Origin of the sequence: Streptomyces sp. NPDC096013 (assembly GCF_044763565.1) — a bacterium.
GTDB lineage: Bacteria > Actinomycetota > Actinomycetes > Streptomycetales > Streptomycetaceae > Streptomyces.
In genome coordinates, this window is the sequence record NZ_JBIWGK010000014.1 from 92,400 (window position 1) to 115,398 (window position 22,999).

Sequence of the window (22,999 nt, forward strand, 5' to 3'; positions counted from 1 at the left end):
TGTGTGCGGGCGACTGGCCGGAAAGCGACGGACAACGGTCGGTACGATCAGGCAAGTTCGGAAGGAAGGGCAGCGTGGCGGCCAGACCGAGGATCAAGGACGTGGCGGAGTACGCCGGCGTCTCGCCCAAGACCGTCTCCAATGTGATCAACGACTTCGAGCACGTCTCGGAGCAGACCCGCACGGTCGTCCGCGAGGCGATCGACGCCCTCGGCTATCGCGTCAACATCGCCGGCCGACAGCTGCGCCAGGGCCGTACGGGCATGATCACCCTCGCGGTGCCCGAGCTCGACGTCGCCTACTTCTCCGAGCTGGCCCGGCACGTCATGGAGGCGGCGGGAAGCAACGGCCGGACCGTGCTGATCCACCAGACCGGCGCGGAACGCGACCGGGAACTCGCCGCGCTGCACGGCTTCGACACCCAGTTCTGCGACGGCGTCATCCTCAGCCCGCTCTCCCTGCTGCCCCGCGACCTCGCCACCCGCGACCGCCGGATGCCCGTGGTGCTGCTCGGTGAACGCTCCGCCGAGGGACACACCGACCACGTCGGCATCGACAACGTCCGCGCGGCGCGCGAGGCCACCGAGCATCTGCTGTCCCGCGGACGCCGTCGGATCGCGGTGGTCGGCGGCGCGGTACGCGGCCAGCAGGGCACCGACCGGCTGCGCACCGACGGCTACCGCCAGGCGCTCGCGGCGGCGGGCCTGCCCTTCGACGCCGGGCTCGTGGTGCCGGTGGAGGCCTACCACTGGCGGGACGGCGCCGAGGCGGCGGCCCGGCTGATGCGGGACGGCGACCGGCCCGACGCGCTGCTGTGCCTGAACGACAACATGGCGCTCGGTGCCCTGCGAGCCCTGTACGAGGCCGGGGTGCGGGTGCCGGACGAGGTGGACGTGGTCGGCTTCGACGGCATCGAGGCGACCGGCTTCAGCGTGCCCAGCCTCACCACGGTCTCGCCCGACAAGCGGGAGATCGCCCGTACGGCGGTGTCTCTGCTGCTGAACCGCATCGACACCCCGGACTCGGGCATCCCGTACCGGGACGAGGTGATCGGGCACCGGATCGTGGTCCGGGAGAGCAGCGGAGGCTGACGCCGGCGGAGGGGCCACCTGCGGCCCGTGGCGGTGACGGCCTCGGCTACGCCCCCGTGCCCGTCGTCGCCACGTCGTCGTCAGGGGACTTCGTCGGGTCCGGGATCACGCGCCGACGCACCGTCAAGTTCTCGACGCGGTAGGACAGTTCGGTGGTCTCGGGGTCGGGGCCGGGGTGGTAGCGGCCGGCGCAGACGGAGAGGTTGACGACGAGGTAGGCGTACCAGCCGGACCCGACGCCCCGGCCGTCGGCGAAGACCTGGGTGCCGTTCAGCGACCAGTCGACACTGCGTCGGCCGAAGGTCACTCCGAGGTCGACCACCGCGCCCGGACTCACCGCCGGGTGGCGGAGGTACGACTGTCCTTCGCGTACGTGGTTGGTGAGTTCCAGCAGGTCGGGGTTGTCGGGGTGGTACTCGAAGACGTCGACCTCGTTGCCGCCGTCGCGCCAGGTCCAGACCGCCGGCCAGGCACCCAGTCCGGTGGGCAGGCACACACGGACCTGGAGCCGGTCCCCGGTGCGGACAGTGAAGGCCTCGTCGCTTCCCTCGGTGGTCAGCAGCCCGGCGTCCCACCAGCCGTCGGTCCTGGGGGTGGCGCGGAAGGTACCGGTACGGGAGTAGGCCGGGTCGGCGGTGAGGTGGTCCAGCTTGTTGTCGCCGGGGTTGGTGGGACCGCCGTCGGGATAGGCCCAGGAACGGCCCGCCACCCATTGGCTGGTGGAGGTGAAATCGGCCGTGAAGACGACATCGCTCACATACGGCTCCCTCGGTGGCGGACACGGAGTCGAGTGCCGCAGTGCTGCCCGGCCCGGCGGCCGGACATGCGCTGGGCGCCGAACCCGGGGGGAGCCTCGCACCTTCGGGTGACGGGTCCGGCGTTCACGCCCGAACGCCCGCGCGCTCCGCGGACACGTTCTCGCACCATGTGCCCGGGCCGCGGTGTGTCCGCGCGGCCCGGGCGCACGGGAGTTGCCCGCTGGATCAGGCGGTCACGAGGGTCAGGCCGTAGGTGCTGAGGATCTCGTTGACCGGCTGGAACCAGGTCTGGCCGCCGTTGGTGCAGTCGCCCCAGCCGCCGGACGTCACGCCCTGGGCCTGGTCGCCGGTGATGAACGAGCCGCCGGAGTCGCCGGGCTCGGCGCAGACGTTGGTGCCGGTCAGCTGGTAGACCGATCCCTGGCTGTAGTTGACGGTCTCGTTCTGGGTGAGGACGGTGCCGCAGTGCCAGTGCGTCGTCGAGCCGGAGCGGCAGATCGACGAGCCGACCGGTGCCACGCCGGAGCCGCGCACCAGGACATCGCTGACGGTGCCCCAGCCCAGCACGACCGGGACGGTCCACCACCCGTTGCCGATCCGGATGTACGAGTAGTCGTTGCCCGGGAAGGACGAGCCGGCGAAGGTGCCCATCGCCGAACCGTCCCAGCCGGCCACCGAGCTGCCGGGCGTTCCGCAGTGCCCGGCGCTGACGAAGCCGCCGACGACGGAAAAGCCTATGGAGCAGCGGGTGTTGCCGTTGATGTAGTAGGGGTCGCCGCCGACGGTGCCCGCGGCGAAGGTCTGCGGCCTCTGTGCCGTGGCGACGCTGTTGATGGTGAGCAGTCCGGCCTTGCGGGCCGGGGCGAGGAACTTCGTCACGGCCGCGCTGTGTTCGGCTCCCTCGCGGACCTCTGCCACAACCTTGCTGGTGCGGGGGTCGACGTGCCAGCTCCGGACGGCCGTGGGGGCGCCGTCCGCCTTGGCGACGGTGTCGAGTGCCGACTTGGTGACGTCCAGGGCGCGTGCGCTGTGCGCGACCCGCACCACGGTGGCGCCGGTGGACCGTACGGAGTCCGCCGCGGCGCCACCGGTGTCGGTGAGCCCGACGACGAGGGTGCCGTGCGCCGAGTCGTACCAGGAACCGCCGAAGGTCTGCCCTGCGGCCCGTTCGGCCCGAGGCGCGAGCTTCGTGGCGGTGGCCTCCCGCGTCAGCCGCGTGCGGGCCTGCGACGAGGTGAGCCCGAGGTCCCGTTGGAGGGCGGTGGTCAGCCCGGGGGAGAGGGTCTTGGCCGACGGCGCCGGCCGCGAGGGCGAGGCGGCGGCGGGTGACAGGCCCAGGGCTCCGGTGCCCAGGGCCAGCAGGACGGACAGGCCCAGGCAGAGTTTCGTCGGGCTTCTCATGGAACGCTCCTTCATTTCCGTGGGGGGCGGGAAAGGGGTGGATCTGTGCGGCGCCGGTCTCCGGTGTGGTGTGCTCATGACATTCGTGGGGGTGGGTCAGACGAGCCGCCAGAGATGGTCGGAGGTGCCGTTGTCGTTCCACTGCGTCACCTGGGCGCTGTTGGCCTGCGAGGCGCCGTCGACGGCCATGAGTTTGCCGCTGTGCATGTTGACGATCTTCATCCAGCCGTCGCCGTTGTCGACGAAGCGCCAGAGATGGTCCTGGGTGCCGTTGTCGTTGTACTGCTGGACGTGGGCGCCGTCGTCGAGGCTCTGGTTGTGGACGGCGAGCAGCTTGCCGCTGTTGCGGTTGTAGATCCTGACGGTGTCGTCGCCGTTGTCCACCACGGTCCACAGGTGGTCGGCGCTGCCGTTGTCCTCGTACTGGGTGACCTCGGCGCTGTCGGCCAGGGACATGCCGCTGACGGCGAGCAGCTTGCCGGAGTTCCTGTTCTGGATACGTTTCCAGGAGACGGAGTCGGCCGCCGGGGCGTTCAGCAGGGCGAGCACACCGCCGATCACGGGCCGGTCGGCGAAGCCCCGCTGGGCGCCGGTGGCCACGACGTACCAGTCGGTGAAGGGCACCCGCGACGGCGTGCTGTCGGCGAAGCCGTAGACCCCGTTGATCAGCATGGTGCGGACGTCGGCGTGGTCGGCCAGCCAGGCCGCGGTCCACACCTCCCAGTCGGTCTTGGTGTAGTCGTTGCGCGGGTCCAGCACCACGCCGTAGGTGCCCGCCTTGGACAGATACCAGGCGGCCTCCTGCGCGGCCACGCCGGTCGGCACCAGGTCCACGCCCAGCAGGCGGTCGGCGTAGCCGTTGTACTTCAGGCTCCAGGTGCCGTCCTGGTCGTAGGCGAGCTTCAGGTGCGTGCCCGAGGAGTCCTGGGCCAGGGTGACCCAGCGGCTGATGTAGCCCCGGGCGACGGCCTCGTAGTGCGCGGCGTCGGAGGAGTTGGACGCGGCCTTGGCCACCACGCTCATCGCGCCGATGCCGATGAGCCCCTTGAGCGCGAGGTTGGCGCTGTGCGCGATCCAGCCGGTGAAGTCGTCGGTCTGGTTCTGGTTCTCGGGGTCGAGGGTGTTGGCCACCAGGTACTCGGCCCACTGGCGGAGGATGGCGTAGTGCGTGGTCGCGAAGGAGGCCGCGTCGGCTGCCGGAAGGCGTTGGGCCACGGCCGCCGCCATGATCAGCATGTTCGCGGACTCCTCGATCGGCATCGCCTCCTCGTTGCCGTCCAGGTGTCCGGTCGCGTTCGGGTAGCTGGAGCCGAGGTCGTGCTCGGCGTACGGCTTGGGCCAGCCCGCCTTCTCCGCGTAGTCGAAGTGCGGTTCGAGCAGCAGCCGCAGATACGCGGGCGAGAGGTGCAGATACGCGGGGGACGCCGGGTAGAGGACGTCGACGGTGGAGAAGTTGCCGTTGGAGGAGATCTCCTTGAGCGTCGCCCACGGCGAGCCGTTCCGGTCGACGAGTTCCGTCCCCGCCACGGCCTGACGCACCGCCAGGGCGCAGACGGCCGCGTAGCGTTCGCCGGTGTCACCGCCGCCGGCGGCCCTCGCGGCATCGTCGTGGATCGCCTTGTCGAAGGCGACGGCGGCGGTCAGGGCGGCGGCGCGGTCGCCGTTGAACCAGTCGAGCATGGCGGTCCACGAACTCCAGTAGTGCGTCCACCACGGGTTCAGACGGCTGCCGAGGTAGCTCACCGCCGGGGTGCGCACATGGCCGACGACCACCTGGAACACCGCCGAGGGGGCGGACGCGGTGACGGTGCCCAGGTTCTGGTGGAGGCCCAGCACGGGCCAGCGGTCGTTGATCGCCCGGGGCTGGGCGGTGTCGGAGGTGCCGGCCAGTGTCCCGTTCGCGGCGGACGCCGCCCGTACGACGGTGTCCTGGCCGATCTGCCAGGTCAGCCCGCTCGCGGTGGGGGCGGCCAGCACCAGCGAACCCCACGAGGCCTGGTCGTTGTTCTCGGCCAGCACGCCCGGGGAGGCCGGCTGGCAGGTCAGGGCGGTCATGCTCCCGGTCGCCTGCTTGGCCCAGGTGACCTGGGTGGAACTGTCGCCGTGCACCCACTCGGCGGAGGCGTCGACATGCACGTCCACGGTGTGGCTCGCCCCGTCACCGCTGGCGGCCTGAACGCTGATGTAGCTCAACGGCACGCACTGCCGCTGGAGGTTGCCGAGGTCCACGGGCGAGAAGAAGGTGACCGTCAGCGTGACGCCGCCCCCGGTGAGCGTGAAGATCGACCGGGTCGCCGTGAGCTGAAGAGACGTCTGCGTCATCGTGCCGAGCGCGGGGCCGCCGGGCAGCGCCGGGGCGCCGAGGAAGACGTACGGCGTGCCGTCGATCCGGGCGATGCCGGCCAGCGCGGTGATCCGCCCGTTCCAGAAGGTGGGCCAGGTGCCGGCCAGGTTGTCCCCGGCCAGCCAGGTGGTCAGGTACGGGGACCGTACGGCGAGCGGAGTGGCGGGTGGGCGCAACGGGTTGAACGTCGACGCCGCGTCCCGCACCGCCGAGGGGGTGGCGTGGGCCGCCGTTCCGTCGATGCCGAGGACGCCCAGGACACCTGCGGCGGCGACCCCTCCCCAGCGCAGCAGGTCGCGTCTGGACAGAGGGGGCAGTCCGGGGGCGGGGAGAGGGCGGTGGTCGTCTTCGGGGTGGGGCATGGGGGCTCCTTCGACGGGCGACGAGCGTTCGACATCGTTGTCAGCGCGCCAAGCTGACGGGGGTGCCAGGGCAGAACGTGCTTCGTGCCGACAGCGCCGGGGGCAGACGGCCCGGTGGGTGGGGCGGGCCGCCGCATGCGGGTGCTGTGCCAACTCGCCTTCCACTGACGGAAAGCGCGGTACTCAGGGATGACAGCAGTCCTCGGGACCGCTGTCCAGCCCTCGCGCAACACCCGCCCCTCACCGTGGAGTTCAGGACCAGCATCGGAGTCCGCGCGGAGTACTCCGAGGACAGGCTCCCGGGCGGCTCATCCTGCCGGGTCTCCCTCGCCGACCGGCCGGTCATGCCGACTGCTTCACCATCGACGAACACCACCGACGAACGGGCGGTCGTCGTCCGCTTCCCCGGCGCGCCGGACCACGGACTCGCCCCGCAGCCCTACGGCCGGTTTCGCGCCGTCGGAGAAACCGGCCCCCGCGATCCGCATCCAACGGCGCGTCCGGCCCGGAAAGGAGTGCGGAACGCGCGCTCGTGTCCCCCTGCACCGGGACCGGCGGGCGGCGCTTCCCCCGGACCCTCCGGCGGCGGCCACGGAGGGTCCGGGCAGAATGGAAGACAGGTCGGCGGAAGGCAGTGACCCATGAAACCCACCTGCGCCGGGCGGCCCGGTCCGCGTGAACGGCTGGGCGCCGCCCTGTTCGCTCGTGTCGCGGGACCGGACGGCCCGCGCAACCGCGCCAGCATCCACGACACCCCCGGCCCGCGCTGGTTCGGCCCGGACCAGCCTGTCCGCCGCGTGCACGGCGACGCCTCGATGTTCATCGGCGGGCTCTCCGCCCTGCTCCTCCAGTCCCTGCATCCGCTGGCCATGGCGGCCGTGGCCGCCCACTCCGGCTTCCGCGGCGACCCCTGGGGGCGGCTGCAACGGACCAGTACGTTCCTGGCCACGACGACATACGGCACCGCCGCCCAGGCACAGCAGGCCTGCGACCAGGTCCGAGCCGTTCATGAGCGAGTTCGGGGCGAGACCGAACGGGGAGAGGCGTACCACGCCGCCGATCCAGAGCTGCTGTGCTGGGTCCACGTCGCCGAGGTGGACAGCTTCCTGCGCGCTCACCAGTGCTACGGGGCGAATCCGCTGACGGACGAGGAGTGCGACGGGTATGTGGAGAACACCGCCAAGGTCGCCATGGCGCTCGGTGTGCCCGATCCACCGCGGAACCGCGCCGAGCTGACCGAGCGCCTGCTCGCCTACCGTCCGGACCTGGAAGCGACCCCGCAGGCACGCGACGCCGCACGCTTCCTCCTCCTGAACCCGCCCCTCCCTCTGGCGGCCCGCCTCCCCTACGGTGCGCTCGCCGCCGGCGCGGTCTCGCTCCTGCCGCGCTGGGCGGCGGCGGAACTACGACTGCCCCGGCTCGCGGCGGTGGACACGCTGTGCGTGCGCCCGCTCGGCTCCGCCCTGACCTCGATGATCCGCTGGGCGATGACCCCCGCACCACGTCAGGCCGACACCTGAGCCGGTGGCCGACCTCCCCACACGTCAGCGAGAGAGCCAGGCTCGGCCGGGCACCCCGGCCGAGCGGCTGTCCGCACCACCGCGGCCGGATCAACCGGCCGCCGCGGCACCGGGCCGTCAGGAACTCTTCAGGTAGACCGCCAGCTTGCCGATGAGCCGGGCGGCCTCGTCCAGGCCGCGGGCGGTCTCGCCCAGGTCACCTGCGAGCAGCTTCCGCAAGGCTTCTCCCCCTTCCTGGCCCTCCTGCTCACCGGGAGTGTCCGACCAGGGGCCGGGGACGGTCGTACCCCGGTAGCCGACGGGGTCGCCCCCAAGGGTCGTGCGGTAGCCGGTGAAGTCGGTGGCGCCGTGCGTCGGGCCGGGGAGCGGGGTGTCGTCGGCGAGGAACTGGGTCCGGGCGAGCTGGGTCATGTCGGAGCCGTTGTTGCCGTCGACGCTCAGTCGGTAACGGGCGTAGGGGGCGGGGGAGGCGACGGGGTATTCCTTCGTCTCGTGCCTGCGGCGGAAGGACTCACCGGTGCGGGTGTCCAGGGTCGTCCAGTGACTGCCGTCGCGCGAACCCTGAAGTTTCCAGTCACGCGGGTCCCGGTCCGGGCAGTCGTTCGCGGACGTCAGCCGGTAGGCGGCCACGGCGGCGGGCTGCGTGAAGGTGAACGTCAGCTCGGCCGTGTCCTCGTGCGCCAGCCACTTGTTGTGGGACTTGCTGAGCAGGTTCTCGGCGACCTCGCCCCACTCGGCGAACTCGTCGCTTGCCTCGACGTCCTCGACCGTGCGCGTGATGTCCCGCAGTTCGGCGCCGGGTTGCCCTACGGCGGGTGTACCGACCGAGCTCACGCCGCTCAGGGCGATCGAGGCGGTGGTGCCGCGCCGGTCCGTCCAGGACACGCGCTCCAGGGAGGCCCCTCCGTCGTCGAGCAGCAGCCGCAGCTCGCCCGGGGGGGACCAGGCGTTGTCGTGCCCCGACTCCGTGGAGAACCGGTGCAGCCGGGCCCCGGCCGTGCCCGCCGGGTAGGCCCAGCGTTCGGCGAGTGAGCCGCGGTATTCGGTGACCGTACCGTCGGCGGCCCTGCGGTGGCCCAGGAAGCCCGTCAAGTCGGCGCGCAGCCCGATCGCCGCCTCCGATCCGTCCGCCGTGCGCCAGGAGAGGTGCGAGGGCAGGGCGGATTCGCCGAGGTCGACGTGGAGGAGCAACCGGGGCGCGGGCTGCCAGGCGGTGGTGCCGGGAGCACGGACCTCGGCGCTGAAGGCGACGACGGACCGGTTGGCCGCCCGGGCGGCCAAGGCGTGCCGTGCCTGGTCCTGCGCGTGTGCGGGGGCGATGGTGACGGCACGCAACCGCAGAAGGGTGTCCGATCCCTCGGGGCTGCGTATGTCAAGAATGTTGGTGCCGGTGACCAGGAGCTCGCCCGGCGCACTGAGAACGGTGTCCCGCGGGTCGCTGTGGCCCCCGTCCGCCGGTATCGCGATCCGCTCCGCGAGGGTCTTGCCGTTGAGCAGGACGTCCATCGGAGCGCCCGTACCGAGAACGGTCACCGTGACGACGGCCTCCTCGTCCTCCTTCCACCCGTCGACTGTGAAGTCCACCTTGATGTGACCGCCGGCGCCCAGCGCGAGGTGCGAGGGGGCGATGCCGCAGCGGTGGTGGGTGACCACGGCGTTCGAGAGCTGGGCCGGGGTGGTGGAGAAGTCGGCGAATACGGGTTCCATGCGTGTCCCTACGTCGTGCCGTCCGGGCATACCGGGGTGACCGGTTGTGGTGTGAGTGGCACGGCCTTGCGGTCCGTGGCACGTGCAGAACGTATCGGGACCCACTGACAACACACCTCACCCGCCCATGAGTTGATCCGCTATAGGCACCAACGCCCTATCTGAGTCGCGTACTTGATGAGCCGTCACGGATGGGAGCAGGGGAGGGCTCAGCCAGCGTAGGCCGCGAACAGCTTGGAGAACTGGTACGGGGTCTGCGGGATGTTCGTGCACTCGCTCAGGCCACCTGTGCAGGCGTTCCCGTCGCGGGTGACATCCCAGAAGCCCAGCTCGCCCAGGTGGTTCTGGCGGGCGAAGGTGAGCACCTGCTGTGCGTCGGCGACCGTGAACACCTCGCCGGCGGTGTCGTTCTGGCCGAGCATCGGGGTGAGGCCGACCATGGCCCAGGTCTGGGCGGTGGTGAGGCTCGGCCACACCGAGGCGATCTGGGCGCGGGTCGAGGTCGCGGCCTGGATCGCGTACGTGCCCATCTTCCCGGAGGGGCTCGGCGCGGCGCTGTCGCCGTAGTCCATGGCCATCAGGTTCACGGTGTCGACGTTCAGGTTGTGCGACTTGGCTGAGCTGAGGATATAGAGGCCGTCCGCGGTCAGGCCGCTGGGCAGTACCGGGAGGGTGAGCGTGACCTTGAGGTCGCGGCCCTTGGCGCGCTGCGCGGCCTGGACGGCGGCGACCGCTGTGGAGCGCCGGTCGATCGAGGCGTGGTCGACCGTCGCGGCGCCCTCGATGTCGAAGTCCACGCGGTCGAGCGCGTAGGCGTCCACGACCTTCTGGTACTGCGCCTGGAGCGCGGTCGTACTGGTGCAGGCGAGGGCGAGTTCGGTGCCCGCCTCGCCGCCGAAGGAGGGCCGCACGTCACCGCCCATCGCGCGCAGCGAGTCGAAGTCCGCCCGGTCCCAGGCCGCGCCCGGGTCGAAGGAGTTGAACCAGCTCGCGTTGCACCCGGTCGACCCGGCGGTGATGAAGCCGAGCGAGAACTGCCGCAGCCCGGTGTTCGTGGCGATCTGCGTGAGGTTCGGCGTCGGGTAGGCGCCAAGGTCGATGAAGGGGGCCGCCACGCCGGGAGTCGTGCCGCTGCCGGCGGTCCCGGTGAGCGTCGCGGAGTGCGCCGACTCGTTGGTGGAGTCGTCGAGCGCGGTCACCGTGAAGCTGTGGCTGCTGCCGGGGAGCAGGCCGATCACCTTGAACGTGGTGCCGGTGCCGGAGGTGGTGGCGATGACGTTGCTGCCCTCGTAGACCCGGTAGCCGACCACGCCGACGTTGTCGGTCGAGGCGTTCCAGCCCAGTGTGACGGTGCCGGGGCCGGTGTCACGGACGGCGAGACCGGAGGGCGTGGAGGGTGCGACGGTGTCGGCGGGGACGCCGGCGCAGGGGCCGTTGTTGATCAGGCAGGCACTCGGCTGGACGACCGAGCCGCTGTAGCCGAAGTCCATGCCGACGACGGGCGCGGAGTCACCGGGGGCGAGCGGGGCCTCCCAGGTGGGGGAGGTGATCGTGTACTGGGTCCCGCTGTGGGTGACCGTGCCGTTCCATGAGCTGGTGACGGTCTCGGTGGCGGGCAGGGTGAAGGTGATGGTCCATGAAGTGACCGTGTGGGTGGACTTGTTGGTGACCGTGTAACCGCCCTCGAAGCCGGTACCCCAGGTGGAGGTGATGCCGAAGGAGGCGATCAGACCGGTGTTGTCGGCCGCGTGGGCGGCCGGGGCGGCGGTCGTGGCCATGCCGCCGACCATCAGGGCGGCGGTCAGCGCGGCGCGCGTCGACGCACGTCTCATACGGATGCTCCTCCGTGGGGCGAGGCCGCGCACGGCGTCGCGCCGGTACGCGGATTGCGGTGCCCTGCACGCCCGTCGCACGGTGGAGAGGTGTGGGTGGGGAGAGGCCGTGCGACGTGATCAGGGCAGGGTGGGCAGGGGGAAACCGTCGAACGGCGAGTCGCGAAGTCAATCGGAAACTTTCCTTACTTCTGCCCGCGTAGCGAAGCGTGGCGGGCCGCGTCGGCTCGCGTCAAGAGATCCGGGGAAGATTCGTCTAGACCAATTGCGCGTTCGTGGAAGCGAGTTGACGCCGAAAGTGTTGATCCCGCACGCCCCGAGGGCCACCGTCAGTGGGCCAGTTGGCGGCAGAGCAGGGCCGCGGGGCCGGGCGAGCTGCCGACGCGGGAGGTGTAGGCGATCCCCGCGGCGTACTCGTCGTCCGCGCACTGGCCCTTGTAGTCGCCGCTGGCGAAGTCACCCCCGCCGACGGACCGGTTGTCGGACCGGTCGAACCACACGGTGCGTCCCGTGGCCGCCACCGCGACACCGGCGGGCGCGCAGAGGGCGGCCGACGTCCGCACACCTCGGTGGCTGTAGCCGATGAGGAACTGGCCCTGGGCGCACTGGAGTTTGGTGTATCCCGAGGCCCAGTCGCCGCCCGGTGGGACGTTGCGTTCGTCGGTGACGACCGACTGGGTGCCGTCCGCCGCACGCAGGTCACCGGCGGTGACGTCCGTGCACAGGCCCCGGCCCGAGGTGTGCCCGAGGCCGATCAGCCGCAGACCGTCCGGACAGGCCGCCTTGGTGGCTCCCGGGTCCCAGTCGCCACTCGCGCGCACCCGTACGGACTCGACGTAGTCGCCGTGGTCGGTGTCGAGCATCTGCCAGTCGGGGACCGAGGCGACCGGACCGGTGAGCGAGGTGGCCGACATCAGCCGCTGCCACCCGGCGCCGCGCCAGTCCGCGTCGTCCAGCAGGCCGTGTCGGGTGCCGTCCGTGTCGTAGCGCAGCAGGGCCCAGTCGTCGTGGCCCTGCCAGCCGACCAGCGGCCAGTAGGCGAAGTCGGCGTCGTGGTCCGCGAAGTAGTCGGTGACATTGCCGAACCAGGCGCGGGCCGCGGCGCCGGTCTCGCCCGCTCCGATGCCGAACTCGCTGATCCACACCGGAGCGGTGTAATGCTTGCCGTCGTCCTGGGAGACGAAGAACGCCTCGTCGTAGAGAGCCTGGAACAGCACGTCGCGACTGAGGTCCTGGTATCGGGGGTCGCTGGTCTCGCCGATGCCGGTGGCACCGCTGTGGTGGGGGCCGGTGTAGCCGTAGAAGTGGGCCGAATAGACGAGTTTGTGGGTGGCCACCAGGGTGTGCGACAGCGTGCGTGCGGGGCTGAGCAGGGGGCGTCCGTGGGCGAATCCGTCGATGGGCAGGCCGGTCCAGTTGATGCCCTCGATGACGATCAGCAGATTCGGATCGGCCTCGGTGAGGATGCGGTCGGCGGCGAGTTGGGCGGCGGCGAACCAGTCGTGCGCGTCGCCGCCGCCCCAGTTCGGGTCGTCCCAGACGTCACGGCGCACCTCGTTGTAGAGGTCGGCGCCCACCACACGGGGGTCGGAGGCGTAGCGGCGCGCCATGAACACCCAGTCGTCCGCCCACTGAGTGGTCGACTGGCTGCTGTTCCACCGTTCGTTGCCGTCGACCCCGCAGCACCAACGGGACGTGTTGGTGTGGTTGTTGAGGATGACCGCGAAGTCGGCCGAGGTCAGCGCGGAGACCACGGCGTCGAACACCCCGAGCGGCGTACGGCCGCGCAACTGCGGGTTGGCCGCCACGGCGGCGTCCGGTACGGCGGCGGTGTCATGGATCATCGCGTTGGAGAACGGCAGCCGGATGCTGTTGATGCCCAACTCGCGGAAGTCGGCCATGAGGTGGGCGAGGGGGACGCGGTCCAGTCCCAGGGGGATGCCGTAGGAGTTCTGCCCGGCGTGGTGGTTGGCGTTGTCGGCCTCGCTGCCGCTGCCCGTCCAGGAGCCCTGGGCGCCGTCCCAGTTGGCGGATTTGAGCCGGAAGCGGTTGCCGTTCGCGTCGACGATGTAGCGCCCGCGCGTGGACAGAGGCGGTTGCCAGGTGCCGGCGGTGGTGGCGGGCGCGGTACCGGCTGCCGGAGGCGTTGAGGCCGCCGCGGTGATCGGGAACAGGAGGGAGGCACCCATCACCAATAGTGTCAGGTACCGGACAAGTTTGGCCATGGGGTGCCCTCCGTGCTGAGACCGGCAGATGGCGGCGCTCCTTGACCGTGGGGGAGCGGCGGCCTGTGGGAGATTACCCGCGGCCCGCGGACCCGTCGACGGGACAAAAGCGCCCAGTGCGATGGCCCGGTACGAGCCCGGTCAGGATGCCGGGTTCCTCTGAAGGCGGCGCTCGCGCGAATTCGGAGCCGACGTTTTGCCGAAGCGGCAACGAGAGTGGCGTGACCAGGACCTGGTGGGTGACCGTGGCCCGGTGACTGACAACATCGCAGGATCGTCCGCGCCCGACATGCCTGTACCCGCCGACGGATACGTCGGAGACCCCGAGGTCCGGGTGGAGTGGGACAACCGGTACGCGGACCGACAGCAACTGTGGAGCGGCCGCCCCAATGGCGCGCTCGTGGCCGAGGTCGCCGGGCTCGCCCGCGGACGGGTACTGGACGTCGGCTGCGGCGAGGGCGCGGACGCCGTCTGGCTCGCGCGCGGCGGCTGGGAGGTGACCGCACTCGAAGTCTCGGGCGTGGCACTGGAGCGGGCCGCGGGGCACGCAAGGGACGCCGGTGTCACCGTCCGCTGGGTACACGCCGGACTGGTGGAGGCGGCGCTTCCCCCGGCCTCCTTCGACCTGGTCTCCGCGCAGTACCCGGCGCTGCTGCGGACACCGGACGCCGCGGCCGAGCGAGCACTGATCGCGGCGGTCGCGCCCGGTGGCGTACTGCTGCTCGTGCACCACGCGGGGATGGAGACCCGGCATGAACACGATGCCGCCTTCGACCCGGCCGACTACGTCTGGCCCTCCATGGTCGCCGCTCTGCTCGACGACGACTGGAGGGTGGAGGTGGACGAGCAGCGGCCGCGGGAGGCACCCGACGGCGGCGCCGGTGCGCACCACACCGACGACGTGGTGCTGCGGGCGCGTCGGCTGCGCTGAGAGCCCGTCCGTCGAGACGTGCCCGGGCAGGTGCCGCTGGGCCGGGCTCCTGGCCGCGGGTGTGGCGCGGGGGCCTGGTTCACGGATGAACCAGGCCCCCGGGTCAGTCGGGTTCGAGGGCGAGCGTCAGCAGGAGAGGTTGCCGCCGGGGCTGACCCCGAGGATGGAGGTGAAGCGGTTGTAGGCGTCGACGCGGCTCTGGACCTGCGCGGGGTTGCGGCCGTCGCACTCCAGCGAGCCGTTGATGGAACGGATGGTCTGGCCGAAGCCGGCGCCGTTGACCATCGCGTTGTGAGGGGTCATCGTGCCCGGGCCGGACTGGGTGTTCCAGTACCACAGGCCGGTCTTCCAGGCGACGGCCGAGTCGTTCTGCGGCGAGCAGCATGACGAGGGTCGGTCTGCTCGGAGCGGTGAGTCTGTGGCGACTCGGTGTCCAGTAGGGGTGGGCGTGGGGATGAAAGCTGCTACAGGTTTTCTCATCATGCATAGTCATTTCTTGTCGTACATCTCGAATATCTTGGGCTTGTGAAGCTTTCGGAGTGGGCGCGGCAGCAGGGCGTGAGCTACCAGACCGCCTGGCGATGGGTGAGGGACGGGAAGATGCCCGTTCCGGTCCGTCAGGCGCCGTCTGGAACGTGGCTGGTCGCTGAGCCCGCTGCGGCCGTCTCTACGGCCTCGGGGCGGGTGGTGGCGTACTGCCGCGTGTCGTCCGCCGACCAGAGGGCCGACCTTGAGCGGCAGGCCGCCCGGGTCGTGGCCGGCGCGAACGGGCTGGGCCTGGCCGTCGCCGACGTCGTGACCGAGGTTGGTTCGGGGCTGGACGGCAGGCGCCGCAAACTGCACCGCGTGCTGTCCGACCCGCAGACGGCGGTGATCGTGGTCGAGCATCGTGACCGGCTGGCCCGGTTCGGCGTGGAGCATCTGGAGGCAGTCCTCTCTGCGTCCGGGCGGCGCCTGGTTGTCCTCGATCCCACCGAGACCGCCGATGACCTGGTGCGCGACATCACCGAGGTATTGACGTCGATGTGCGCCCGCTTGTACGGGCGGCGGGCGGCGAAGATCCGGGCCGTCCGCGCGGTGGCCGTGGCGACCGGCGAGGCTGGCGAGTGAAGAAGTTCCAGGCGCAGCCCGGGTTCGTGGTGCAGGCGTTCCGGTTCGCTCTGGACCCGAACGCCGCCCAGGAGGCCGCGCTGCGTTCGCACTGCGGCGCGGCGCGTGCCGCCTACAACTGGGCGGTCGCCTGGGTGACCGCGTCGTGGTGGCAGCGCCGCGCGGAGGAGTCCTACGGCATCGCCGAGGAGCAGCTGACGCGGTGGCGGCCGTGGTCGCTGCCCGCGCTGCGGAAGGCGTTCAACGAGGCCAAGCACACCGACCCCAGGTTCGCCGCCTGGTGGGAGGAGAACTCCAAGGAGGCGTACTCCACTGGCCTTGCGAACGCCGCCGCCGCGTTCGACAACTACGCGAAGTCCAAGCGCGGACAGCGCAAGGGCAAACGAGTCGGCATGCCCCGCTTCAAGTCGAAGCGGAAGGCGCGTCTCGCCTGCCGGTTCACCACCGGCACGATCCGCGTGGACGCCGACGGCCGGCATGTCACGCTGCCCCGGCTCGGCACGATCCGCAGCCACGAACCCGCGGTGAAGTTCCTCGACCGCGTCCACGCCGGCACGGCCCGGATCCTGTCCGCGACCGTGCGGCACGAACGCGGACGCTGGTTCGTCTCGTTCCAGGCCGAGGTCAAGCGCGACCTCGAACACGTGGCGCGGCCGGACGTGGCGGTCGGGATCGACCTCGGGGTGAAGAGCCTCGCGGTCATGGCCGACAGCACCGGCGAGATCCGCACCGCGCCCCACGCGAACCACTACGACCGGGCGCGCAAGCAGCTGCGCCGCGCCTCCCGGGTCGTGTCCCGGCGCCAGGGCCCCGACCGGCGCACCGGACAGAAGCCATCGAAGCGGTGGGAGAAGGCCAACGCCCAGCGGAACAAGGTTCACCACCGGGTGGCGAACCTCCGCGAGGACGCCCTGCACAAGCTCACCACCGCCGTGGCCGCCGAGTACGGCACCGTCGTGGTCGAAGACCTCAACGTCGCCGGCATGCTCCGCAACCGGCGCCTGGCCCGCCGGATCGCCGACGCCGGATTCGGGGAGATCCGACGCCGGCTCGACTACAAGACCAGCCAGCGCCACGCCACCCGCCTTGTGGTCGCCGACCGCTGGTACCCGTCCACGAAGACCTGTTCCGGGTGCGGCACAGTGAAAGCCAAGCTGCCACTGCACGTCCGGACCTACCACTGCGACGCCTGCGGTCTGGTCATCGACCGGGACGACAACGCCGCACTCAACCTCGCCGCCCTCGCGACAGCCGCAGCCGCAGCCGCAGCAACTGGTACCGGAGTGGCCGGAGACCAGGACACCGCCCCGGCGGTGTCGAAGCCTCGTGGAGCCGACCACAAGACCCGCGCCACCCGCACCCGCCGCAAGGCGGAGGCGGGGCGGGCAGGTGGCGCAACCCTGCCGCAGCAGCGGCAGACAGAAACGGGAGACCGTCCTCAAACCGAAGCCCTCACGCTCTGGTGACGAGACGGACCTTCCGGGCCGCAATGCCCGGAATGCTGAGACCTGACTACGGCCTCGGCAACGGCTTTGCTCCTGTGGTCGTAGGGGCGGACGGGGGCGGTCGGTCTGCGTCGGCCGTCCGGTACGCGAGCCGGGCGGGCCGCGGTCGTCAGCCCGGAACCGTCTGGGTGACGACCATGTGTCCGGCGTCCGCGTCGGCAGTTCGGCGCGCGCACAAGAGGGCGCAGTCTCAACTGGGTGTGCGCCGAGGGGAGTTGACCACTCGAAGGTAAAAGTCTAGACCAATAAGGTCAAGGTGTGTGCATGACAGCATTCAGCGGCGTCAGGAGATCCGTGAAGGACGCGTCCGGACCGATCGCGGCTTCAGGGGCGTGAGTTGTCACCGAAGTCCGCTGTACGCGGCCATGATGATCTCCATGCCGCGGTTGTCCTCCTGCTGGTCCCGGTCGATCATCTGGTTCATCACGTAGGCCACCGTGAGCCGTGCGTCAGGGTCGCTCGCGACCAGTGAGCCGCCCCAGCCGCCCCAGCCGAAGGTGTTGCCGAACTTCCCGAAGCCCACGGTCCAGGACATCGGGGTTCGCAGCACCCTGTCCTCGCCGCGGAACACCTCCTGCCACGCGGGCTCGCAGCCCTGAGGGGACAGCAGCCGCACGCCACCGGCGCAACCCCGGTTCGCCAGGACCGACTGGACGAGGGCGACGGACCGGGCGTTGCCGAAGCCGTTCACCGCGGGGAGCTGCGCGCGGCGCCAGGCCGCGGAGTTGGCATCCCTGACCCGGACCATGACACCGGTGTGCTCCCGGCGTGTGCCGTCCGGTCCGAGCGGTGCGCCGGCGGTGAACTCGGCGGTTTGTGACGGCGGTGGGATGAGCGGTGCGACGCGGTGGTCGTCGTCTGGGGAGAGGCCGATGTGGAAGTCCGCGCCCAAGGGTCCGGCCACTTCCTCGGCGAAGAAGTCGCCGATGCTGCGGCCGGTGACCCGGCGGACGATCTCACCGATCAGGAACCCGAAGGTGAGCGCGTGGTAACCGGCGGCGGTTCCCGGTTCCCATGCGGGGGTCCGCGCGGCCAGCTCCGACGTCACGCGCTGCCAGTGGTAGAGGTCCTCGACCGCCGTCAGCGCGGGCAGGTCCGGCAGCCCCGCGGTGTGGGACAGCACGTGGTGTACGAGGAGATTCTCCTTGCCCGCCGCCGCGAACTCGGGCCAGTAGGCGGCGACCGGGGCGGACAGCTCGATCAGGCCCTGGTCGGCCAGGAGGAGTGCGCAGAGGGCGGTCATGTTCTTGGTCGTCGAGTTCACGCCCGTGAGGGTGTCGCGCTCCCAGCCGACGGTGCGGTCCGCGTCGGCGTAGCCGCCCCAGAGGTCCACCACCGGTTCGCCGTCGAGGCAGACGGCGACCGAGGCGCCCACGTCGTCCTTGCCGAGCGAAGCCGCGAGGGCCGCCTCGACGGCGGCGAACCGCGGGTCGCACCAGCCCTTGAGATCAGTCATGTGGGCAAGCCTCGGGTAGGGCCGGCGCCCGCGGCCCGACAATTCCCGTACGGCTTCTGTCGGGCCGGGCGCGGACGGGTCACGCCACCCTCACTTCCAGACCTAGGGACGGATACACGTGCTGGAGCGGCTGAACGAGGCGCTGAACCATCTGGAGGCCGGTCTCGACCGCGAGGTCGACGTGGCCGAGGCGGCCCGGATCGCCGCGGTGTCGGAGTACCACTTCCGGCGGCTGTTCTCCGCCCTCGCCGGGATGCCGCTCCCGGTCTACGTACGGCGCCGGAGGATGACGCTCGCCGCGGCTGAGGTGCTGGCCGGTGACCGCACGCTGCTCGATGTCGCGGTGCGGTACGGCTACGGCTCGGGCGAGGCCTTCGCCCGGGCGTTCCGGTCGGTGCACGGCATCGGGCCGGGCGAGGCCCGGCGCACGGGTGCGTTGCTCACGGCACAGCCCCGCATGTCCTTCCGCGTCGTCGTCGAGGGCAGCACGACCATGCGGTACCGGATCGTGGAGAAGGAGGCGTTTCGGGTCGTCGGCAGGAAGGCCCGGGTCCCGCTCGTGCACGAGGGGGTCAACGAGGCCGCCGCGGGACACCTGGAAGCCCTGGACGAGTGGGCGATCGTACGGATGAAGGAACTGACCGACCGTGAACCGAAGGGGATTCTGTCGGCGGCGGTGTACCTGACCGACGGCCGGGAGGAGGGTGACGAGGCGGACTACTGGATCGGCGTGGCCACCGGCCCGGAGACGGCCGCCGGGGAACTCGACGCCCTCGACGTGCCGGCCGGGACCTGGGCGGTCTTCGACAACGAGGGGCCCTACCCGACCGCGCTCCAGGAACTGTGGCGGGACGTGTTCACCCAGTGGTTCCCCTCGAACCCGTACACGAGCCGGCCCGGCCCGGAACTCCTGCTGACGCAGCCGGTGGAGCCCGGCGAGGAGACCCACTCCCAGCTGTGGGTCCCGATCGAGCGGAGCAGCGGGAACGCCGGCGCGTGAACACCGCTCCGCAGACCGGCGGGGGCGCTCCGCTCTCCGGCGACGGGACGGCAGGGCGGCAGGACGGCTGTGACGCGGGCCATGCCTCGCGTCGTCCGATGTCGCGATGCGTGCGTGCGTGCGAGCGGCGGCTGAAGCGCCCGTAGACTTTCTCTGCCCTCAGGGCGCATCGGGCAACGGTGGCCGACGCGACAGGCTACAGAAACAGGGCGACGGGACGTACGACGGCCCTGCCCGCTCCACCCGCATCCGCACGCAGACTACCGCCCCCGAAAGGTACTCGCGCTCCATGCCACTGGCCCTGCTGTCCCTTGCCCTCGTCGCGTTCGGTATCGGTACGACCGAGTTCGCCACGATGGGACTGCTGCCTCAGATCGCCGACGGAGTCGGCGTGTCCGTGCCGCACGCCGGCAACCTCGTCTCCGCCTACGCGCTCGGTGTCGTCGTCGGGGCGCCCGTCCTGACCGGCATCGGGGCGCGCATCGCCCACAAGCGGCTCCTGCTCCTGCTGTCCGCACTGTTCGTGATCGGCAACGTCGCCTCCGCTCTCGCGCCCAACTTCGGCCTGCTGTTCGCCGCCCGGTTCCTGGCGGGCCTGCCCCACGGAGCACTGTTCGGCGTGGGAGCTGTCGTCGCCTCCCGGCTGGTCGCCCCCGAACGAGCCGGGCGGGCCGTGTCGAGGATGTTCCTCGGACTCACCGTCGCCAACATCGTCGGCGTCCCGGCCGGCACCGCCCTCGGGCAGCAGCTCGGCTGGCGCTACGCCTACTGCGCCGTCGCCGTCATCGGCCTGGTCGCGCTCGCCGCGCTGGCCGCCTTCGTCCCCCATCAGCCCCGCACCGGCCAGGCAGGCATCCGGCACGAGCTGCGGGCGATGGGCAACCGGCAGGTCGCCCTCGGGCTGGCCACCGCCGTCGTCGGATTCGGCGGCTTCTTCGCCGTCTACAGCTACCTGGTGCCGATCCTGACCCACCTGACCGGTCTCTCCGACGGCTCCACGACCTGGGTCCTCGCGCTCTACGGCATCGGAATGACGCTCGGCACACTGATCGCCGGTCCGCTGACGGACCGGGCCCTGCGCCCGACGCTGTACGGGGGCCTCTTCCTGCTCGGCTCGACGCTCGTGGCGTTCTACTTCACCGTCCACAGCACCGTCCCCGCCCTGGTGACCCTCGCCTTCATGGGGGCGATGGGCGCCCTGGTCACCACCCCCGTGCAGATGCTGCTCATGGCCAAGGCGAAGAACGCCCCGACGATGGCCGCGGCCTCCAACCACTCCGCCTTCAACCTGGCCAACGCCGGCGGCGCCTGGCTCGGCGGCCTGGCCATCTCCGCCGGCTGGGGCTGGGCCTCACCGGCCCTGGTCGGCGCGACGCTCGCCGCCGCCGGCCTCGGCCTCGCCCTCTTCGCGGGCTTCACGGACCGCGATACCGGCAGCTCCACCCTGATCACGTCCTCGCCGCCCCGGACCTCGTCGGAGCCTGTGCCGACGACGTCTCAGCCGCAGACCGGCGGCGACGCCTGACAGGTGACGCCGGCCCCACCGGAGCCGGCGGTGGCGGGGCGGGCAGCCGGGTGGCGACGGCGACTGCTAGCTCCCGGTGCTCACCGCGGCGCCGGGCTGCGCGGGCTGGGGTGCGATCAGGTCCAACAGCGCCTCCGTGCCGCCTCTCGCCAGCGCGGCACGCTGCCGTGCGGCTCCCGTTCCGTGGTCGAGCAGCTGCTGAACGCCCGAGGTCACCCGGTCGACGTCCCCGAGTTCATCGAGCGCGGGTGTGAGGCGGTCGAGCAGGGCGCCCACCACCGCGGCCGCAGGCTTGGACGTGCCGGTACAGGGGTCGACCAGATCCGCGCTCAGGCCGCGGCGCGCCGCGTGCCATCCGGCGGCCTGGAGTATCTCGGGCGAGGGGGTCAGGGCAGGCAGTCGGCGACCGTCCTCGCGCAGCGCGGTCACCACCAGCGCGCGGGTGAGCCCGGCGAGGGTGACGGCACTTTCCACATCCAGCTGGACATCGGGCGCGCGTACCTCCAACGTCGGGTAGTCCTCGGACAACCGGGCATGCCAGTACAGCTGTCCCCGGTCCGACACCACGCCGGTGGCCAGCAGCGAGGTCACCAGCTCTTCGTAGTGCGCGGCGCCGGTGAAGAACGGTGGCGGGCCGCTGACCGGCCAGCGGCCGAACACCACGGTGCGCCAGCTCGCGAAACCGGTGTCCCGCCCCTCCCAGAACGGGGAGTTGGCGCCCAGGGCCACCAGCACCGGCAGCCAGGGTCTCAACCGGCCCAGCGCGGCGGCACCGGCCTGCCGGTCGGGTACGGCGACATGGATGTGCATGCCGCAGATCAGCTGCTCGTCGACCAGCCGAGCCGCCTCGGCCCGCAGGGTCCGGTAGCGCTCCTGCTCGGTGACAGGCACCCGCGGCGCGCCGGTCCGCGGCGCGCCACCGGTCGCCGCCAGCAGACAGTCCGCGCGGCGGGCGGCGCCCCCCACCGCACGCCGGAACCGGGTGAGGTGTCCGGCGACCTCATCGAGGTCGGAACACACCGGCGTGGCGACCTCCACCTGTGCCTGGAGCAGTTCGGTGTCGATGTCCTCCCGCCGCACCCCGGGCTCCTGTCCCGCGGCGGCGCGGACCTCGCCGATGCGCGGAGTCGGCAGGCCCGTCACGCGATCGAGCAGCAGGAACTCTTCTTCGACGCCGAGCGTCACACCTGTCTTCATAGTGGTGGGGTTCCCCCGATCCGCCCCGTCACGACAGATTCGCGACCCTGACAGTTCGGGAGAACACCATTAGGCCGCGGAGTCACGGCCCCGTCCGCTGGGGCGCGGCCTCGCCGCCAAGCAGGCGCACACCGTGGGGGAGCGTGGCGCGGAGTCCCCTCACCAAGGCGCGTACGACCGCGGAACCCGCCAGTTCGGCGGTGGTGACGTAGCCGACCTGGCGGGTCGGGCGGTCGGGACCGAGATCGGCGACGCTGACCGAGGCCGGTGCTCCGGCCAGGGAGAGCGCGGGCATGATCGCCATTCCGTGGCCCGCGCTCACCAAGGACAGCACCGCTCCGTCGTCCTCGGCCTCGACGGTGGCCTTGGGGATCCAGTCCTGCGCCGCCCACCAGCCGCGGGTGTGGGAGCCGCAGTTCTCGGCCCAGTCGACCAGCGGCAGTGAGCGCGGTGCCGCGTGACCGGGCGCGTGCACCAGGGCATACGGCTCCTCGAAGAGGCCGCTCGCAACCAGTCCCGGTGGCAGTGGCGCGGAGCCGCCCAGTGTGGCGATGGCGATGTCGGCTCTCCCGTCGGCCACGTCGCCGGCGGTACCGCGCCCCACCTCGCGGACGATCCGCACCCGCGGTTCGACGGCGGGGTGGCGGGCGCGCAGCCGCTGGAGCGCGGGCGGCAGCAGATGGAGAGCCGCGCTGCGGAAGGCCGTGATCCGCAGCGGCCCTTCCACAGCCCCGGACCGGGCCGCACCGCGCGCCTCGGCGGTCAGGACGTCCAGCAGGCGCAGGACGCGGCGGGCGTACGCGACGGCCTTCTCTCCGGCGGGAGTCGGGCGGGCGCCGGCGCGGCCGCGTTCGAAGAGGACCGCCCCGATCCTGCGCTCGCTGCCGCGCACCGAGTGGGAGACCGCGGACTGCGTCAGGCCGAGCGTCCCGGCCGCGGCCGAGAAGCCGCCGGTGTCCGCGACCGCCACCAGGACGCGCAGTTCGTGCGGAGCCAGATCGGAGTCGGTCGTACGGGCCACGGGGTGCTCACCTC

Annotated in this window: 16 protein-coding genes and 1 pseudogene; 7 read left to right on the forward strand and 10 right to left on the reverse strand. The window is 71.5% G+C overall.

The genetic code is table 11. From position 1 onward, the window contains the following. Positions 1–74 precede the first annotated feature (74 nt). Positions 75–1,091, forward strand: coding sequence for a LacI family DNA-binding transcriptional regulator (locus ACIRB1_RS35975; protein WP_403468444.1), 1,017 nt, complete (start codon positions 75–77; stop codon positions 1,089–1,091). 46 nt (positions 1,092–1,137) lie between these two features. On the opposite strand, the gene ACIRB1_RS35980 is transcribed toward ACIRB1_RS35975, so the two are convergent. The 3 genes from ACIRB1_RS35980 to ACIRB1_RS35990 all read right to left on the reverse strand — a co-directional run bounded on the left by ACIRB1_RS35980 (position 1,138) and on the right by ACIRB1_RS35990 (position 5,956). Next, the gene (locus tag ACIRB1_RS35980; RefSeq protein ID WP_403468445.1) at positions 1,138–1,848 is read right to left on the reverse strand and encodes a beta-glucanase; all 711 of its coding nucleotides are present in this window, start codon (positions 1,846–1,848) and stop codon (positions 1,138–1,140) included. A gap of 226 nt (positions 1,849–2,074) precedes the next feature. Beyond that, on the reverse strand, positions 2,075–3,250 hold the full coding sequence (locus ACIRB1_RS35985; RefSeq protein ID WP_403468446.1) for a S1 family peptidase: 1,176 nt from the start codon (positions 3,248–3,250) through the stop codon (positions 2,075–2,077). Between the two features lie 96 nt (positions 3,251–3,346). Continuing rightward, positions 3,347–5,956, reverse strand: a complete 2,610-nt coding sequence (locus tag ACIRB1_RS35990; protein WP_403468447.1) for a glutaminase domain-containing protein — start codon at positions 5,954–5,956, stop codon at positions 3,347–3,349. A gap of 641 nt (positions 5,957–6,597) precedes the next feature. Between ACIRB1_RS35990 and ACIRB1_RS35995 the strand changes: the two genes are divergently transcribed. Beyond that, positions 6,598–7,476: an oxygenase MpaB family protein gene (locus ACIRB1_RS35995; protein ID WP_403468448.1), complete on the forward strand. Its 879-nt coding sequence runs from the start codon at positions 6,598–6,600 to the stop codon at positions 7,474–7,476. A gap of 117 nt (positions 7,477–7,593) precedes the next feature. On the opposite strand, the gene ACIRB1_RS36000 is transcribed toward ACIRB1_RS35995, so the two are convergent. The 3 genes from ACIRB1_RS36000 to ACIRB1_RS36010 form a co-directional block, all read right to left on the reverse strand. Next, on the reverse strand, positions 7,594–9,183 hold the full coding sequence (locus ACIRB1_RS36000) for a discoidin domain-containing protein (protein WP_403468449.1): 1,590 nt from the start codon (positions 9,181–9,183) through the stop codon (positions 7,594–7,596). Between the two features lie 209 nt (positions 9,184–9,392). Continuing rightward, positions 9,393–11,015 (reverse strand): cellulose binding domain-containing protein, encoded by a 1,623-nt coding sequence (locus tag ACIRB1_RS36005; RefSeq protein WP_403468450.1) that lies wholly within the window; start codon positions 11,013–11,015, stop codon positions 9,393–9,395. 329 nt (positions 11,016–11,344) lie between these two features. Then, positions 11,345–13,240 carry a glycoside hydrolase family 5 protein gene (locus ACIRB1_RS36010; protein WP_403468451.1) on the reverse strand — a complete coding sequence of 632 codons (1,896 nt, stop codon included), beginning with the start codon at positions 13,238–13,240 and terminating at the stop codon, positions 11,345–11,347. Between the two features lie 253 nt (positions 13,241–13,493). Here ACIRB1_RS36010 and ACIRB1_RS36015 point away from each other — a divergent pair, with 253 nt between their 5' ends. Further along, entirely contained in the window at positions 13,494–14,171 is a 678-nt protein-coding gene (locus ACIRB1_RS36015; protein WP_352178716.1) for a class I SAM-dependent methyltransferase, read from the forward strand. Positions 14,172–14,297: 126 nt separating this feature from the next. Here the strand turns inward: ACIRB1_RS36015 and ACIRB1_RS36020 are convergent. Continuing rightward, positions 14,298–14,543: pseudogene (locus tag ACIRB1_RS36020) on the reverse strand (chitinase); the annotation flags it as partial. A gap of 153 nt (positions 14,544–14,696) precedes the next feature. On the opposite strand from ACIRB1_RS36020, the gene ACIRB1_RS36025 reads away from it, so the two are divergent. Then, complete coding sequence (locus tag ACIRB1_RS36025) at positions 14,697–15,281, forward strand: IS607 family transposase (RefSeq protein WP_403468452.1); 585 nt, start codon at positions 14,697–14,699, stop codon at positions 15,279–15,281. Further along, positions 15,278–16,747, forward strand: coding sequence for an IS607 family element RNA-guided endonuclease TnpB (tnpB, locus tag ACIRB1_RS36030; RefSeq protein ID WP_403468453.1), 1,470 nt, complete (start codon positions 15,278–15,280; stop codon positions 16,745–16,747). Before ACIRB1_RS36025 ends, tnpB begins: the two co-directional genes overlap by 4 nt. A 379-nt stretch (positions 16,748–17,126) precedes the next feature. On the opposite strand, the gene ACIRB1_RS36035 is transcribed toward tnpB, so the two are convergent. Then, positions 17,127–18,242 carry a serine hydrolase domain-containing protein gene (locus ACIRB1_RS36035; protein WP_403468454.1) on the reverse strand — a complete coding sequence of 372 codons (1,116 nt, stop codon included), beginning with the start codon at positions 18,240–18,242 and terminating at the stop codon, positions 17,127–17,129. A gap of 118 nt (positions 18,243–18,360) precedes the next feature. Between ACIRB1_RS36035 and ACIRB1_RS36040 the strand changes: the two genes are divergently transcribed. Beyond that, the gene (locus ACIRB1_RS36040; protein ID WP_403468455.1) at positions 18,361–19,242 is read left to right on the forward strand and encodes a GyrI-like domain-containing protein; all 882 of its coding nucleotides are present in this window, start codon (positions 18,361–18,363) and stop codon (positions 19,240–19,242) included. 289 nt (positions 19,243–19,531) lie between these two features. Next, entirely contained in the window at positions 19,532–20,767 is a 1,236-nt protein-coding gene (locus tag ACIRB1_RS36045; RefSeq protein ID WP_403468456.1) for an MFS transporter, read from the forward strand. Between the two features lie 66 nt (positions 20,768–20,833). On the opposite strand, the gene ACIRB1_RS36050 is transcribed toward ACIRB1_RS36045, so the two are convergent. Both ACIRB1_RS36050 and ACIRB1_RS36055 read right to left on the reverse strand, forming a co-directional pair. Then, positions 20,834–21,964: a glutamate--cysteine ligase gene (locus ACIRB1_RS36050; protein WP_403468457.1), complete on the reverse strand. Its 1,131-nt coding sequence runs from the start codon at positions 21,962–21,964 to the stop codon at positions 20,834–20,836. 82 nt (positions 21,965–22,046) lie between these two features. Continuing rightward, positions 22,047–22,985: a LysR family transcriptional regulator gene (locus ACIRB1_RS36055; protein ID WP_403468458.1), complete on the reverse strand. Its 939-nt coding sequence runs from the start codon at positions 22,983–22,985 to the stop codon at positions 22,047–22,049. Positions 22,986–22,999: the final 14 nt, after the last annotated feature.